Origin of the sequence: Streptomyces sp. NPDC059957 (genome assembly GCF_042730015.1) — a bacterium.
Classification (GTDB): Bacteria; Actinomycetota; Actinomycetes; order Streptomycetales; family Streptomycetaceae; genus Streptomyces.
This window is the reverse complement of sequence record NZ_JBHWMB010000074.1, coordinates 1-13,632: the sequence shown is the minus strand read 5'-3', so window position 1 is coordinate 13,632 and position 13,632 is coordinate 1. Positions and strand designations below refer to the sequence as shown.

15 protein-coding genes and 1 pseudogene are annotated in these 13,632 nt (G+C 71.6%); 5 read left to right on the top strand and 11 right to left on the bottom strand.

The window, feature by feature from the left end; genetic code table 11:
* Positions 1–31 precede the first annotated feature (31 nt).
* On the bottom strand, positions 32–274 hold the full coding sequence (locus ACFWBW_RS34055; RefSeq protein ID WP_385381048.1) for a hypothetical protein: 243 nt from the start codon (positions 272–274) through the stop codon (positions 32–34).
* A gap of 256 nt (positions 275–530) precedes the next feature.
* Here ACFWBW_RS34055 and ACFWBW_RS34050 point away from each other — a divergent pair, with 256 nt between their 5' ends.
* The gene (locus ACFWBW_RS34050) at positions 531–1,571 is read left to right on the top strand and encodes a vWA domain-containing protein (protein ID WP_385381045.1); all 1,041 of its coding nucleotides are present in this window, start codon (positions 531–533) and stop codon (positions 1,569–1,571) included.
* A 46-nt stretch (positions 1,572–1,617) separates the two neighbouring features.
* Here the strand turns inward: ACFWBW_RS34050 and ACFWBW_RS34045 are convergent, their stop codons facing one another.
* Entirely contained in the window at positions 1,618–2,010 is a 393-nt protein-coding gene (locus ACFWBW_RS34045) for a YciI family protein (protein ID WP_385381042.1), read from the bottom strand.
* A 153-nt stretch (positions 2,011–2,163) separates the two neighbouring features.
* Positions 2,164–2,715, bottom strand: a complete 552-nt coding sequence (locus ACFWBW_RS34040; protein WP_385381039.1) for a hypothetical protein — start codon at positions 2,713–2,715, stop codon at positions 2,164–2,166.
* A 169-nt stretch (positions 2,716–2,884) separates the two neighbouring features.
* Between ACFWBW_RS34040 and ACFWBW_RS34035 the strand changes: the two genes are divergently transcribed.
* Positions 2,885–3,298, top strand: a complete 414-nt coding sequence (locus tag ACFWBW_RS34035; protein ID WP_385381036.1) for a hypothetical protein — start codon at positions 2,885–2,887, stop codon at positions 3,296–3,298.
* Between the two features lie 49 nt (positions 3,299–3,347).
* Here ACFWBW_RS34035 and ACFWBW_RS34030 read toward each other — a convergent pair whose 3' ends face one another.
* The 4 genes from ACFWBW_RS34030 to ACFWBW_RS34015 form a co-directional block, all read right to left on the bottom strand.
* On the bottom strand, positions 3,348–4,919 hold the full coding sequence (locus ACFWBW_RS34030) for a multicopper oxidase family protein (protein ID WP_385381033.1): 1,572 nt from the start codon (positions 4,917–4,919) through the stop codon (positions 3,348–3,350).
* Between the two features lie 99 nt (positions 4,920–5,018).
* Positions 5,019–5,564 (bottom strand): 2'-5' RNA ligase family protein, encoded by a 546-nt coding sequence (locus ACFWBW_RS34025; RefSeq protein ID WP_385381031.1) that lies wholly within the window; start codon positions 5,562–5,564, stop codon positions 5,019–5,021.
* Between the two features lie 58 nt (positions 5,565–5,622).
* Positions 5,623–6,528 carry a M1 family aminopeptidase gene (locus ACFWBW_RS34020; protein WP_385381028.1) on the bottom strand — a complete coding sequence of 302 codons (906 nt, stop codon included), beginning with the start codon at positions 6,526–6,528 and terminating at the stop codon, positions 5,623–5,625.
* A gap of 649 nt (positions 6,529–7,177) precedes the next feature.
* Positions 7,178–8,077, bottom strand: coding sequence for a LysR family transcriptional regulator (locus tag ACFWBW_RS34015; RefSeq protein ID WP_385381025.1), 900 nt, complete (start codon positions 8,075–8,077; stop codon positions 7,178–7,180).
* A gap of 58 nt (positions 8,078–8,135) precedes the next feature.
* Here ACFWBW_RS34015 and ACFWBW_RS34010 point away from each other — a divergent pair, with 58 nt between their 5' ends.
* On the top strand, positions 8,136–8,951 hold the full coding sequence (locus tag ACFWBW_RS34010) for an NAD(P)-dependent oxidoreductase (RefSeq protein WP_385381022.1): 816 nt from the start codon (positions 8,136–8,138) through the stop codon (positions 8,949–8,951).
* Between the two features lie 31 nt (positions 8,952–8,982).
* Here ACFWBW_RS34010 and ACFWBW_RS34005 read toward each other — a convergent pair whose 3' ends face one another.
* Positions 8,983–9,639, bottom strand: coding sequence for a lysophospholipid acyltransferase family protein (locus tag ACFWBW_RS34005; RefSeq protein ID WP_385381019.1), 657 nt, complete (start codon positions 9,637–9,639; stop codon positions 8,983–8,985).
* 174 nt (positions 9,640–9,813) lie between these two features.
* Between ACFWBW_RS34005 and ACFWBW_RS34000 the strand changes: the two genes are divergently transcribed.
* Positions 9,814–10,233: a DUF2809 domain-containing protein gene (locus ACFWBW_RS34000; protein WP_385381016.1), complete on the top strand. Its 420-nt coding sequence runs from the start codon at positions 9,814–9,816 to the stop codon at positions 10,231–10,233.
* On the opposite strand, the gene ACFWBW_RS33995 is transcribed toward ACFWBW_RS34000, so the two are convergent.
* The 3 genes and pseudogenes from ACFWBW_RS33995 to ACFWBW_RS33985 form a co-directional block, all read right to left on the bottom strand.
* Positions 10,230–11,819, bottom strand: a complete 1,590-nt coding sequence (locus ACFWBW_RS33995) for a serine/threonine-protein kinase (protein WP_385381013.1) — start codon at positions 11,817–11,819, stop codon at positions 10,230–10,232. The genes ACFWBW_RS34000 and ACFWBW_RS33995 overlap by 4 nt on opposite strands.
* Positions 11,820–11,914: 95 nt before the next feature.
* A complete protein-coding gene (locus ACFWBW_RS33990) occupies positions 11,915–12,631 on the bottom strand; it encodes a DUF4232 domain-containing protein (RefSeq protein ID WP_385381010.1) in 717 nt (238 codons plus the stop codon).
* Between the two features lie 395 nt (positions 12,632–13,026).
* A pseudogene (locus ACFWBW_RS33985) lies at positions 13,027–13,140 on the bottom strand (RuBisCO large subunit C-terminal-like domain-containing protein); the annotation flags it as partial.
* On the opposite strand from ACFWBW_RS33985, the gene ACFWBW_RS33980 reads away from it, so the two are divergent.
* Positions 13,090–13,428 (top strand): hypothetical protein, encoded by a 339-nt coding sequence (locus ACFWBW_RS33980; protein ID WP_385381110.1) that lies wholly within the window; start codon positions 13,090–13,092, stop codon positions 13,426–13,428. The pseudogene ACFWBW_RS33985 and the gene ACFWBW_RS33980 overlap by 51 nt on opposite strands.
* Positions 13,429–13,632 lie beyond the last annotated feature (204 nt).

The following is a 13,632-nucleotide window of genomic DNA, read 5'->3' as shown; positions in this document are numbered from 1 at the left end:
CCCGCACGCCGGCCGGGGCCGGAAGTTCTTACTAGGCGCCGAGGTGGGCACCCTTGACCCACTCCGCGTCGCCATCCTTCGCGCAGGAGGAGGTGTAGACGGGGCCGAAGGGCGCCGGGACGGCGGCCGCGGTCGAGCAGTTGGACGAGAAGGCCTTGTGGCCGCCCGAGAAGTAGTCGATGTCGACACCGTCGTTGGCGAGGGCCGCGCCGGCGCCGCCCAGCAGGATGCCCGCGGCGAGGACGGAGGCGGTGACGGCAGAGCGAATACGCATTGGTTCCCCTAAGGACTCAAGGATCTGGGGACGCTCCCGTGGACGGGTGCGTCAGCCGATTCAACGCCCGGCGGAGCCGACAGGAACGACCGTTCACTCGAACGCCACGGGCGAAACGTTTCGACAGCCCACGAGACCCGTCGCGCGGCCGCGTTCGCGGCTGAGCGGGGACCCCGGTCCGCCTCGGAGCCAAGATCGATTGTCAGTGGTGGATGAGACGGTAGGAGCATCCAGTCGGAAACGAGGGGGAGCTTCCATGTCCGGAAACCAGAACTACATCAACCACGTTGCTCTTGTGTTGGACGCCAGCTCGTCCATGTCGCACCTGAGCCGCAAGGTCGTCGAGGTCGCCGATCAGCAGATCGCGTACCTGACCCGCCGGTCGGGTGAACTGGACCAGGAGACCCGTGTCACGGTGTACGTCTTCGCGGACAAGGTGGAGTGCGTCGTCTACGACAAGGACGTGCTGCGGATGCCGTCGCTGAAGCAGCTGTACCGGACCGGTGGAATGACGGCGCTGCTGGCGGCCTCGCTGAAGTCGCAGCGCGAGCTGGCCCAGACGGCCCAACTGTACGGCGACCACAGCTTCCTGACGTTCGTGCTGACCGACGGGCAGGAGAACGCGAGCCATCGCGCCCCGGACGCCCCTGCCCGGGATCCGCGTGAACTGGTGAAGGCCGTGGCCGAGATGATCGCGACGCAGGAGGACAACTGGACGCTGGCCGTCCTCGTGCCGGACCAGATGGGCAAGCGCGAGGCCATGCAGTGCGGCTTCCCGAAGGAGAACATCGCCATCTGGGACGCCACGAGCACGCAGGGTCTGGAGGAGGCCGGGCAGGTCATCAAGGAGGCCACCGAGAAGTTCATGGTGGGCCGCGCCAAGGGCATCCGGGGATCGCGGGCGGTGTTCTCCACCGGCGGGGACGCGGTCAACAAGGACACGATCAAGGCGGCCGGTCTCGCTCCGGTGGATCCCTCCGCGTACCAGCTGCTCCCGGTGGCCCGTGACGCGGCGATCCGGGAGTGGGTCGTCGAGTCCGGGCACACCTACCGCACCGGTGGCGCGTTCTACCAGCTGAGCAAGCCGGAGAAGATCCAGGCGAAGAAGCAGATCGCGGTGCTGGAGAAGAAGACGGACCGGGTGTACACGGGACCGGAGGCCCGGGCCCTGCTCGGACTGCCGGCCGTGGAGGCGCGGGTCAAGCCCGACCACAACGACGATTTCACGATCTTCGTGCAGAGCACCAGCGTGAACCGGAAGCTCGTACCGAACACCCGGCTCCTGCTGATGGTCTGACCCCTGGGGGTGCCCCCGGTGCCCGGAGGGGAAGCCGGGTGCCGGCTCAGGCCTGGGTCGGGTCTCCGGGGATCGGGTGTACTTCCACCGGGTCGTTGCTCGGCGTCCCTCCCGGGCCGGGGCAGGCCGACGCCCGTGCGGCGATCTCCAGGGCCCGGTCCTCGCTCTTGACGTCGACCAGCCAGTATCCGGCCAGGACGGTTCCCTCGTAGGCCGGCCCGTCGGTCACCTGCGGCTTCCCGTCACTTCCGGCCCGTACCGTCTTGGCCAGCGAGGGCCCACCGAGGCCCTGTCCGTCCACCCATTCCCCGGCGGCGGTGATGTCCTCGTTGAGGCCGTTCATGTGGGCGAACATGGCCTTCATGTCGTCCTGGGAGTACGACGACATGATGGCGTCCCACTCGGCGGCAGGGACGTTCATCTGGATCATGTACTTCATGTTCCTCACCCTTTCGGGGCGGCTGCTGGGGTTTCGGTCCTACACAGAGGTAGACAGCCGGTCGCTGCAAAACTCATCGGTACTCCCAGCACCACATCACGGAAACCTGAAGATCGCCCCCAGGGTGGTGCTCGCGAGGGACGCGGCAGCTCCTCAGCTTCCGCCTCCCTCCGCTTCTTCCGCGCCGGCCAGGACATCGGTGATCATGCGGGTGGCGAAGTCGGGGTCGCCGGTCATGCGGTTGATGTACTCCGCGAGCAGGAAGGCCGTGGCTTCCAGCGGATTCATCTCCGCCTCGGTCCAGTCTCCGTACTGCTTGCGCCAGAGGTTGGGGCTCAGGCCGGTGCCCGCGGCGATGACGAGGCCGGCCATGGTGGGGATGGCCTCGGGGCGGACGCTCCTGGGCATCATGCGCATCGTGGCGACGATGTTCGGCACGACGTACTCGATGACGTCCTTGCCGTGGTCCTCGTGGGCCCTGCGCAGCCACATCATGAACATGTAGATGAGCGTGCACGCCCCGTCCAGCAGGTCGTCCGCTTCGCTGGGGCCCAGGGACGAGGCGTACTGCTCGATCAGCGCCTGCTGCTCGGGATCCATTCCGGTCTTGCCGTCGTGAATGCCCTTGAGCCGAGAATCGATCATCAACAGTGCTGCGCCCACATCACCCGCGGGAGCGTGCTCGGGATCGTACTGCGATGCCACAGGATTCCTCCTCAGGTCGCCACGACGGCCGGCTCGGCCTTGGTCCGCACAGTAGACGGCTTGTCAGGCGTGAGCCGCCCTCTTGGACTTCCGTCACACCCGGGCTTGCGGGCCGCCGTACTCCGCTGACGGGTGAGAATGAAGCCGACATGACTTTGTGGTGCGTGAGTTGAGGAGTGACCTGCGGATACGGACGCGGGTACGAGCGGCCTCCCTCCTTGCCGGCTGCGCGCTTCTCCTGACGGGCTGCACGGAGTACGAGGGTGCCGTTTCCCCGGCCGGGCCGACCGCTACGAGTACGGCCGCACCGACGCCCGCCCTCGCGCTGGCCGAGCGGTACCAGCGCGCGGGCGGGGACGAGAACGTGTACGCCATCCAGCAGGAGGCGGGGCCCGACGGGGCTCCGCTGCTGATCCTGCGGACCACGCAGAGCGGTTCGGGGAACTCGCTCTTCGAGAAGCAGCGGGACTCCGTCGTCTCGTACCTCAGGGAGTTCGAGCAGCTCTCCACGGCCAAGGGCTACCGCATGGACGTATTCGGCCCGGACGGGTCCCTGCTCCACCGGTGGGATGCCCGTACCTAGAGCGTGGGGAACGTGGCGACCGCATCCGCAGGTCGGTGCCGGATTGCCATCAGTGCTGGTGCTGGTGGTGTGCGCCGGTGGTGGGCGGGGGTTCGGGGGTGGGCGTCGGCCGGTCCGGGTCCAGCACGGTGAACTGGCCCATCATGCCCTCGTCCTCGTGGTAGAGGAGGTGGCAGTGGTACATGTACGGGGTGTCCGGGTCCGCGGGGCCGTCGAAGCGCAGGGCTATGCGGACCGTCGCACCGGACGGGATGAAGACGGTGTCCTTCGGCCCGCGCAACGATGCCGGCGGGGCTGATCCGTTGATGTCGAGTACGCGGAACTGGACGTCGTGGACGTGGAAGTTGTGCGGCATCCCGTCGTTGTTGCGGAGTGTCCAGGTCTCCGCCGTGCCGCGGGTGACCGTCTCGTCCACCCGGGACATGTCCATCTTCCGGCCGTTGATGCCGGACATCTTGAGGTCGAAGAAGCGGCTGCGCACCGAGTCCTCGCCCTTGGGGAGCGCCGAGGCCGCCAGTGCCTCCGGCAGCTCGGCCGACGGTCGCAGGGTGGGCGCCGCGCGCAGCTGCATCACGTCGAAGGAGTCGTCGCCGCCACCGAAGCGCTGGTTCCAGAAGTCCAGGCCCGCGTCCAGGGGGTACGAGCGCAGGACCGTCCGCTCGCCCGGCCGTATTCGTACGACGACCTCCGCGCGCTCGCCCGGTGACATGCGCAGGCGGTCGGTCGTGTGCGGGGCTTCGAGGAGGCCGCCGTCCGAGGCGATCTGCCGGAAGGTGCGTCCGTCGTCGAAGCCGAAGGTGTAGACGCGGGCGGTGGAGGCGTTCAGCAGGCGCAGCCGGACCAGTTCGTCCTGGACGGTGACGTACGGGTCCAGCGTGCCGTTGACCATGGTCCGGTCTCCGAGGAAGCCCACGTTGCGCATCAGTTTGTGTCCGTGGTCGAACTTCGCGCCGTCGAAGGACACGTCCTGGACGATGACCGGGATGTCGTCGACCTCGTACGTCTTGGGCAGGGGCAGGGCCGCCGACGGGGCGTCGTCCAGGAGGAACAGGCCCGCGAGGCCGCGCTGGACGTGCGACTCGGTCGCGCCGTGGGGGTGCGGGTGGTACCAGAGGGTCGAGGCCGGCTGGTCGACCGTCCACTGAGGGGCCCAACTGCCGCCCGCCGGGACCATCTGGTGCGGGCCGCCGTCCATCGCGGCGGGCAGGTGCATGCCGTGCCAGGGGACGGTGGAGGCCTCCGGCAGGGCGTTGGCCACCCTCACCCGGACCTTCTCGCCCTTCGCCGCACGGAGGGTCGGGCCGAGGTGGCCCCCGTTGAAACCCCAGGTGGGGGTCCTGCTTCCGGGGGTGAACTCGGTCTCCCCCGTCTGCATCCGCAGGTCGAAGACGCGTGTTCCGTCGGCTTCCACGGTGGAGGCGGCGAGGGGCGGCACCGCGAGGGCGTTGCGGAAGCCCACCGCCCCGACGGTGGACACCTTGGCCCCGGTGTAGAGCCAGGTGAAGAGCACGCCCATGACCAGCGCGAAGGTCCCGACCAGCGAGCCGAGGATCAGCAGCGCCCGTTTCCAAGGCGACATCCGGCGCTTGCCGCCGGTCCCGTTCTTCCCGTTTCTCCACATGGGAACGACGCTACGGAGGGCGCTCGCGCCGGACATCGGGGACCGACCCGGGGCGGACCCCGACACCGCCCCCGAGGTGTTTCAGGGACGGTGTCGGGGTCAGGGGCGGTCTCCGAGGGTGAACGACGCCCGTGCCTGCCAGTTCGTGCCGTCGTGCACCATGAGCTCGACCGACGAGACGTGGGAGGTGAAGGGGAGCCTGCCGGCGAGGTCGGCCTCGATCTCCTCCAGAACTGCCTCGTCCTGGCCTTGGGCGATGGTCAGGTGCGGCACGATCTCGGCGAACCGGCCGCCGTACGGCGGAGCCTCGGGCCAGCGGTCGGCGATCGCCTCCGTGAGCCGGATCAGTTGCGTGGCGGGTTCCGGCACGAGGTACAGGACATCGGGAAGCCGTCCGCTCTCCTCGAACCGCAGGTCGAACGCCGGATGGGAGCCCAGCACGTCCTCGAGGGCGGCGTGGACGGACGGATCCAGCCGGCTCTCCTCGAGGAACGGGAAGAGCACGGTGACGTGTGCGGGAACCCCGGCCCGGGCCGAAGGGTCGAGCCGTTCGCGCCACCCCCGGACGGCCGGCTCCGCCTCCGGGATCCTGACGACGAGACCTGTCTGGCCCGCGTGGAAGGTACTGCTGCTGTCATCTGCCATGACACGGCATGCTGCCACCTGAAGATCCGTTCGCGCCCGGGGTTCGTGTCGGACGTGGTCAGTGGATCCGGTGTTCCGTCCAGAACGGATTGAGGTCCTGGGGCGTCGCCGCCTGGGCCGCGCGCTTGAAGTCCGTGGTGGTGGAGACGCCCAGCCAGTGGTCGCGGACGTAGCCGCGCAGCATGGCCGTCATCGCCGGGGTGCCCAGGACCCGTTCCAGGTCGTGCAGGGCGCAGGAGCCGCGCATGTAGACGACTCGTACGAACTCCGACCGGTGTCCGTCCGCGTAGTAGGCCATGGGGTGGGTGAGGGCGGCCGTCGGACTGGGCCAGGCTCCTTGGTCGTCCCAGCAGGTGGTGGTGTCCTCGCCGGAGTACGACTGGAACGCGTACTGGGCGAAGGATTCGTCCAGCCAGGGTGACGCGAACTGGTCGTTGCCGACGATGCCGTAGAACCACTGGTGGGCGACCTCGTGGACGACAGCCGAACCCTCCGGTTCGGTCCAGAGCAGGACGATGCCGGGGAACTCCATGCTGCCGAACTCGTCGAGGTTGTCGCTCATGACGAGGTCGAGCTCGCCGTACGGGTAACGCCCGAAGCGCTTCCCGAACTCGTCGACCGAGCCGATGGCGTCCCGCAGATCCTTGGCGACCCCCTCGGGGGAAGTGGCCGCGGTCCAGTACGCGTTCAGCCTGATTCCGCCCGGCGTGGTCACCGTCTTCGACAGGAAGGGGCCCGCCGCCCAGGCGAAGTCCCGTACCCCGTGCGCGACGCTGGTGCTGACGATGCGGCCGGGTGCCCCCGCGCGGCGGGTGGTGGTGCCCGTCGCGGGGACGACGAGTGCGCCGGGGTGGTCGAGGACCACGCGGAAGTCACCGGCCAGGGTGTGGAAGCTCTCGCCGAAGCCGACGTCCGGGTCGAGGTGCCGGCCCTGGGCGTCGCGTACGGACAGCAGGGGCAGCACGTTGCCGAGGTAGCGGTGAGCGCCGTCCTTGCCGAAGCGGTGGACGCGGTCCGGGACGGTGAGGTCCAGGTCGAAGGAGATGCTGGTCCGCGCCCCCGTACGGGAGCGGCCTGGGCAGGTCGATCTGCAGGGCGGTGCAGTCGACGGTGAGCGGTTGCGGGGTGCCTCCGGTGACCCGGCCCACGCGGACCGGGGTCTGCGCCCCGGGGGTTCCGCATCCTTCGGTGCCGTTGCCCCACAGTCTGACGTCGACCGAACGAAGCGGGGTGCGGGCGGAGTTGCGGAAGGACACCGTCTGACGGCCGGTCCAGCGCGAGCCGTCGGCGTCTGCGCGCAACGACACCTCGTAAGAGGGGCGGTCGGGCGTCGCCGTCGATGCGGGGGCCACAGGGTCCGGAGGCGTCCGGGCCGCGGCCGTCTGGGGGGCGCAGAGCAGGACGGAAGCGAGGGCGCGCAGCAGGGCCCGCCGGAACCTGAGCGAGATCATGGCCGGCACGCTAGAGCGTCCGTGCGCCCGGACGGGCGAGTTCCAGCGCACTCGCCACCGACTCCCCCACGCAGAGGCGTTCGTTCGGCCCGGTACGGTCCGAACGACACCCCCAGTGCTGTGACCGGGAAGGTTCACCGGGTCGCGACGCCCGGCACGGCACTAGGTGGTCAACTCGGCGGCCACCGCACGCAGGAGTGCCAGGAAGGCGGTCGTCGCGGGTGAGGGGGCCGAGCCGCGCGGGGTCGCCGCGTACACCTCGCGGCGCGGGGAGTCCTCCGCCCGCAGCGGGACCAGCACGATGTCGGCGCGGGCCGAGGAGGCCGCCAGCTCGGGCACCAGGGTGACCCCCAGGCCTGCCGCCACGAACCCCTGTTTGGCGATCCAGTCCGCGGCCAGGAAGCCCATCCGGGGCTGGAAGCCCCGGGCCAGGGCGCCGGCCATCAGGGTTTCCTCGGGACGGCTGCTCGCGGCGATCCACTCCTCACCGGCGAACTCGGCCAGCCGGGCCGAGCGCCGTCCCGCCAGCGCGTGGCCGCGGGGCACGGCCACGTACATCCGCTCGTCCAGCAGGTGGTGCAGTTCGCATCCCTCCAGCGGCTGCCCGCAGGCCGTCCCGACCACGCCGAGGTCCAGCTCCCCGGCGGCCAGCAGGGCGAGCTGCCGGGCGGATCCGCCCTCGGTACGGGTGACGCGCACGGCGGGGTGCCGGGCCCGGAACGCCGCCAGGGTGCGGGGCAGCAGCGCGGCGTCGGCGGTGGAGAACGCGCCGATCCGCAGGCGGCCCCCGTCCAGGGCGCGCAGCGCGTCGAGTTCGGCGCGGGCGGCGCGCAGCCGCGTATCGACCGCCTCGGCGTGCGGCAGCAGGGCCCGGCCGGCCTCGGTGAGCCGCACCCCGCGCGGCAGCCGGTCGAACAGCGCGGTGCCCCACTCCTCTTCCAATGTCTGCACCTGCCGGGACACCGCGGACTGGGTGTAGCCCAGGACTTGGGCCGCTGCGGTGAACGAGCCGTGGCGGGCCACGCTGCGGAAGACCTCGTAGAGGTCATGCGGGATCGGCATGGGAGCCATGCTATTCATTCGCTTGTCGCATGGGTGGGGCGGGCCTAGCGTCGGGGCCATGAACACCACCGCGGACGACACGCCGCACATCGCGTTCCTGGGCCTCGGCAGCATGGGCACCCCGATGGCCCGCCGCCTGCTCGCCGCCGGCCACAGGCTGACCGTCTGGAACCGCTCCCCCGGCAGGATCTCCGCGCTCGTCGAGGCCGGCGCGGTCCCGGCCGCCACCCCCGCCGAGGCGGTCCGGGAGGCGGACCTCGTGATCACCATGCTCGCCGACCCGGCGGCCCTGTACGCCGTCGCCGAGCAGTTGCTGCCCGCCCTGCGGCCCGGTACCCACTGGATCGACACCTCCACCGTCGGCCCGCAGGCCGTGCGGGATGTGGCGGGGCGGTTGCCTTCCGGGGTGCTGCTGACCGACGCCCCGGTCATGGGCAGCGTGGACCGGGCCGCCTCCGGTGAGTTGTGGGTGCTGGCCGGCGGCCCGCTGCCCGGCCCGGTCCGCCGGGTCCTGGACACCCTCGGCGAGGTGACCGAGTGCGGTCCGGCGGGCTCCGGCGCCGCGCTCAAACTGGTCCTGATCAACGCGGCCATCGGCGGGGTGGCGCTGGTCTCCGAAGTCCTGTCGCTCGGTGCCTCGTTGGACCTGCCGGAGGAGCTGCTGCGCTCGGAGCTGGCCCGCGGGCCGCTGGCCGGTGCGGTGGCCCGGGCCTACGCCGAGGGCTCCCACTTCCCTGTGGCGCTGGCGGCCAAGGACGTGGCCCTGGCCCGCGGGCACGCCGAACTGCCGGTCCTGGACGCGGTGCACACCGCCCTGACCGCCCACCCCGAACTCGCCGCCCGCGACCTGGCGACCCTGCGCCCGGTGCGCTGACGACGTCCTCGGGGCGGAGCTCCTGAGGGGCTTACGGCGCGCCGGCTCCGGCGAGCCCGAACACTGCGGTCCGCCAGGCCGAGGTGACTGCCCCGTGCGCCGCGGCCGTTGCCTCGGAGAGGCCGTCCGGCAGGAACAGGGGCGCGCCCACGTGGACGTGCACGCGTGGCCTGCGGACCGGGGCCGTGAGGACTCCGGCGAGCTGTTTGGCCGTCGTCCCGGAGCTGACGCGGCGGGCGCCGGCCTGGCCGACGGGCCGGACGGGTGCTCCCGTGGCCCGGGCGAGGCGGGCGAGGCCGCTGCGGAAGGGCAGGGGTTCGGCTTCCCCGGAGTCACGGCGGGAGGGGATCCCGCCTTCCCCGTACATCAGCACGCACCGCCCCGCCGCCAGTGCCTCGGCGGCGTCGGCGAGGGAACCCGCCGCGCGGGCCGTTCCCCGGTGGACCGGGATGTGCCCTTCGCGGGCGAGAGTGCCGCCGAGCACCGGGACCCGCCACAGCCCGGCCGTGGCCATGACCACCGGCTCGACGCCGAGCCGACGCAGGGCGGCGACCACGATGACGGGGTCGGCCAGGCTGGTGTGGTTGGCGGCCAGGATGGTCCCGCCGATGACGGGGCCCGAGGCGTCCTCGGAGACGGTCATCCGCCCGAACACCGGGGCCAGGGCGGCGGCGAAGCGGCTGATCATGGAATCGAACCTCCGGGGGTGTGCGGTCTTCGTGCCCCCAGCCTGTCGGCCGACGCCCGGTCCGGCATGAGTCGCGCTACTCAACCCGCCTGGGTACGAGGCCCACGTACCTGCCCCTCCGCTCACGCGGGGGCCGGAGACGACGGGCGGCAGCCGTCTGGCACGGTGGTCCCCGTGACCACCTACGTGCCTGCGAGTCGTGACCGTGCCGGACCCCGCCGGGCCCGGACCCGTCTGGCGGCGGCTGCCGCGGTCGTGGTGACCGTCGGCGCGGGGGTGGGGCTACGGGCCGTGGCGACGGGGAGTCCGGCCAAGTACGGCGGGGACGCGCTGTACACCGTACTGATCTTCGCCCTCATCGTGCTGGCCCTGCCACGGGTGACGGCCCTGCGGGCTGCCGCGGGCGCTCTCGCGGTGAGCTGGGCGGTGGAGTTGCTCCAGCTCACCGGGGTACCGTCGGAGCTTTCCCGGCACAGCACGGTCGCCCGGCTCGTCCTCGGGTCCACCTTCAACGCGCCCGACCTGTTCTGGTACGCGGTCGGCGCGGCCTTCGGCTGGCTCGCCCACACCGCCGCGGTGCGCCTGTCCCGCTAGCCGCTCCGGGTCAGTGCCTCGGGGGCGCCCGCCGACTGGGCCCCTTCGACCTCCAGTTTCAGCCGGTCGGGTTCCGCCAGGGTCAGCACGTAGAGGTTGCCCCGGGGGCAGTCGAAGGTGGCCGCCGGGTCGGTCGGATGGCTGGTCACTGCCGCGAAGACCGACCTGGCCCCGCTCGTCTGCCGCAACTCCAGGGCCTCCGTGCACCCCAGGTTCCGTCCGGTGAGGGTCTCCTTCACGTCGCTGACCTGCCGGCCCACGAGGTCTCCGACGGATCCCGCGTTCAGCGTGACGGTGACGGAGAACTCTCCCGTCCTGGCCCGCGAGACCCCGTCCGCGTCGGGTGTCCCGGGTCCGGTGCCGGTCCACGTACCGATCCACGAACTCGGCATCGCGGACACCGAAGCAGACACCGGGGTGGACGGGGTCGCCGATCCGTTCCCTCCCCCGTTCCCGTCCCCGCTCCCGCCCCACGGCATCTTGATCACGATGGCGGCCGCGACGACGAGGGCGGCGGCGCCGACGGCCGCCGGCACCCAGGGCACCCGCCGCGGCCCTGCGGGAAGGGCGGCGGGCAGCGGCGGTGTCGCCGCGAACGCCGCGGGAGGTCCCACAGGAGGCACGGGAATGGGAATGGGAATGGGAATGGGAATGGGTACGGGTACGGGTACGGCGAGCGGCTCCGATGCGGCAAGGGTGCCGCGCAGTTCGGTCTCCCGGCGGCCCATCTCCGCCGCCAGCGCAGGTGGCAGGGCCCCGCTCCATCCCTCCCCTGCCGCGCCGACCCCGGCCAGTACCTCGTCGGCGGTCGGGCGCTGCTGCGGCTCCTTGGCCAGGCACTTCCGCAGCAGGGAACGGAGCCCCTCGGGAACTCCGTCGAGTGCGGGCTCCTCGTGCACGATCCGGTAGAGGAGGGCGGGGAGCGCCGGCTGCTCGCCGGCGGCCAGGAAGGGGCTGCGGCCGGTGGCCGCGTGGACGAGGACCGCGGCGAGCGAGAACACGTCGGCCGGGGCTTCGGCGACGGCTCCGGTCGCCTGCTCCGGTGCGAGGAAGCCGGGCGTGCCGATGACCGATCCCGTCCGGGTGTGGCGCGGGTCGTGCACGGCACGCGCGATGCCGAAGTCGATGAGGAAGGGCCGCTCCCGGCCGAGCAGCACGTTCCCGGGCTTGATGTCGCGGTGGACCATGCCCGCCGCCCGTACGGCCACGAGCGCGGCGAGGAGTTCCCGGGCCAGGCTCCACAGGGCCGGCTCGGGCAGCGGTCCGTGCCGGTGCACCCACTCCCCCAGGGAGGGCGCGGCGACGTACTCCGTGGCGAGCCATTGCGGGGACGCCCCCGGAGCACTGAAGTCCACGACCGAGACCGTCCACGGTGAACGTACGCGGTCGTTGGCGCGTATCTCCCGCGCGAAGCGGTCGGCGAAGTCGGGATCCCGGCTCAGTTCCCGGTGGACGGTCTTCAGGGCCAGTGGCCGCCCGGAGGTCGTACGGGCCAGGAAGACCTCGCCCATGCCGCCCTCGCCGAGCCGTCCCAGCAGGCGGTACCCGCCGATCTCCGGCGGATCGCCGGGCCGCAGTGACTCCACCGACTCCCCCTGTCAGGACGGCTGTTGTCCGTGCGCACGGGCGCACGGACCAGCCGGTGGAGTCACCTTAGAGGACGGCTCCGGGGGGCGGTTCGTCAGGACACCATGATGAAGCGCAGGGCGAGGGCCTTGTCGGTCGTCCAGTGGGTGACGCGGACGAAGTCGTTGAAGTACAGCGTGTCGACGCCGGGCATGGCGACCTTGATCGGCTTGCCGATCTTGCTGCCGGACGTACGGTCCTGGAGCTGGACGGTGATGCTCTTCGTCGGCGCCTCGTCCATGGGGCCGACGAGGACCATCGCGGCGTACGCCACCTTGCCGGGCGCGAGGGTGGCGAACGGGTCCTTGGGCGCGGGGACGAGCTTGATGTCGGGGACCAGCCCCCGGGCGTTCCCGAGCTGGACGTGGGGGTAGTGGTAGACGGCGCAGGTCTTGCTGCCGGTGTTCTGGATGGTGAAGAGGACGTGCGCGACGGGCTCGCCCGGGTCGTCCGCGCTCGATGCGGTGATCGAGACGTTGCCCTCGGTGCAGAGGGGGAGGGCGCCGTCGCCGCCACCGCCGGTCTTCGTCGGTGCGGGGGTCGGCTTCGCCGAGGCCGTGTCGCCGGGCTTCGGCGTTTCCGGTGAGGCGCTCGCGCTCGGCGAAGGCGCCTGTGAGGTCGGCGCGGTGGGCGAGCCCGAGGGCTTGCCGTTGTCCGGTCCTTCGCCCTCGTTCGGCGAACACGCCGTGGACGCGAGCAGCGCGGCGGCCGTCGCCGCCCCGAGGACGTAGGCCTTCCAGTTCCTGCGGCTGGTGTGGGCAGAAGTGTTCATGGTGTTTCCCCCGTTGTCGGCCCTGTGCGACCGCTGTCGACCCTCGATTATGAACGCAGACGGCGCGAGCCGATCGGCCGCTGCGCCGTGGTCCGGGTGTCGACGTATTGGCCGCCCGGCCTGCACTAACGGGTTGCCCTTGTCCTTGGCGTCTCATACCCCTGTTACGGACTGGGGACAAGGAAGGAATGGTTCCGTCAGGAGGCCGGACGGCCGGGGGCGGGGAGCAGGGGCGGCGGTGGCGGTGGCAGGGACCGCCGCCCCGTCGGGCGGGGCTATTCCCGGCCCTTGAGCAGGTCGCGCCAGCCCGGGTACAGCTTGTCCGCGTCGTCGGTGAAGGAGGCGAAGGCACCCCTCAGCTCCGGGTGGTCCTGGGCGTACTCCACCAGGCCGATGCCCTGCTGCCAGGCGTCCTGCGCCTGGCGGAGGGACTTCGCGCCCGCCGTGCCTCCGTCGCGGTGGCCGAAGGCGCCACCGCCCGAGGCCTGGATGACGTCGGAGTGGCCCAGGTTGTCGAAGAAGCCCGGGAGGCGCAGACGACGGCGGTCACCCGGGGCCGCTGCTACCGCACCTCGCCCGAGACCGTTCAGGTCAAGCGGGCGATGATGGCGGCCGCGGCGCGGACCGTACTGCTCGCGGACCACACCAAGTTCACCCGCGACGGGATGTACGCGCTGACCTCGCTCCGCGACTTCGACCTGCTGGTGGTGGACGACGGACTGCCCGACCGGGAGGTGCGGGCCATCCGCGGCATGGGGACGGAGGTGCTGGTCGTTCCTCGCGCGGGGGTGAACTGACCGACGGGCGGGAGTGGGATCCACTGTCCGCCATCCCTCGGCGACGGGATCCGGCCAGGGCCGGGTGACGGCTCTGGCGCCCCCGCGCCGGGCCGGGTTTCACTCCGGGCCCATGAGACGACACAGGTTCACGGGCGCGCTCGGCGCGCTCGCCCTCGCGGCCGCCACCCTCACGGCCGCGGGCCCGGCAGCGGCGGCCGGACC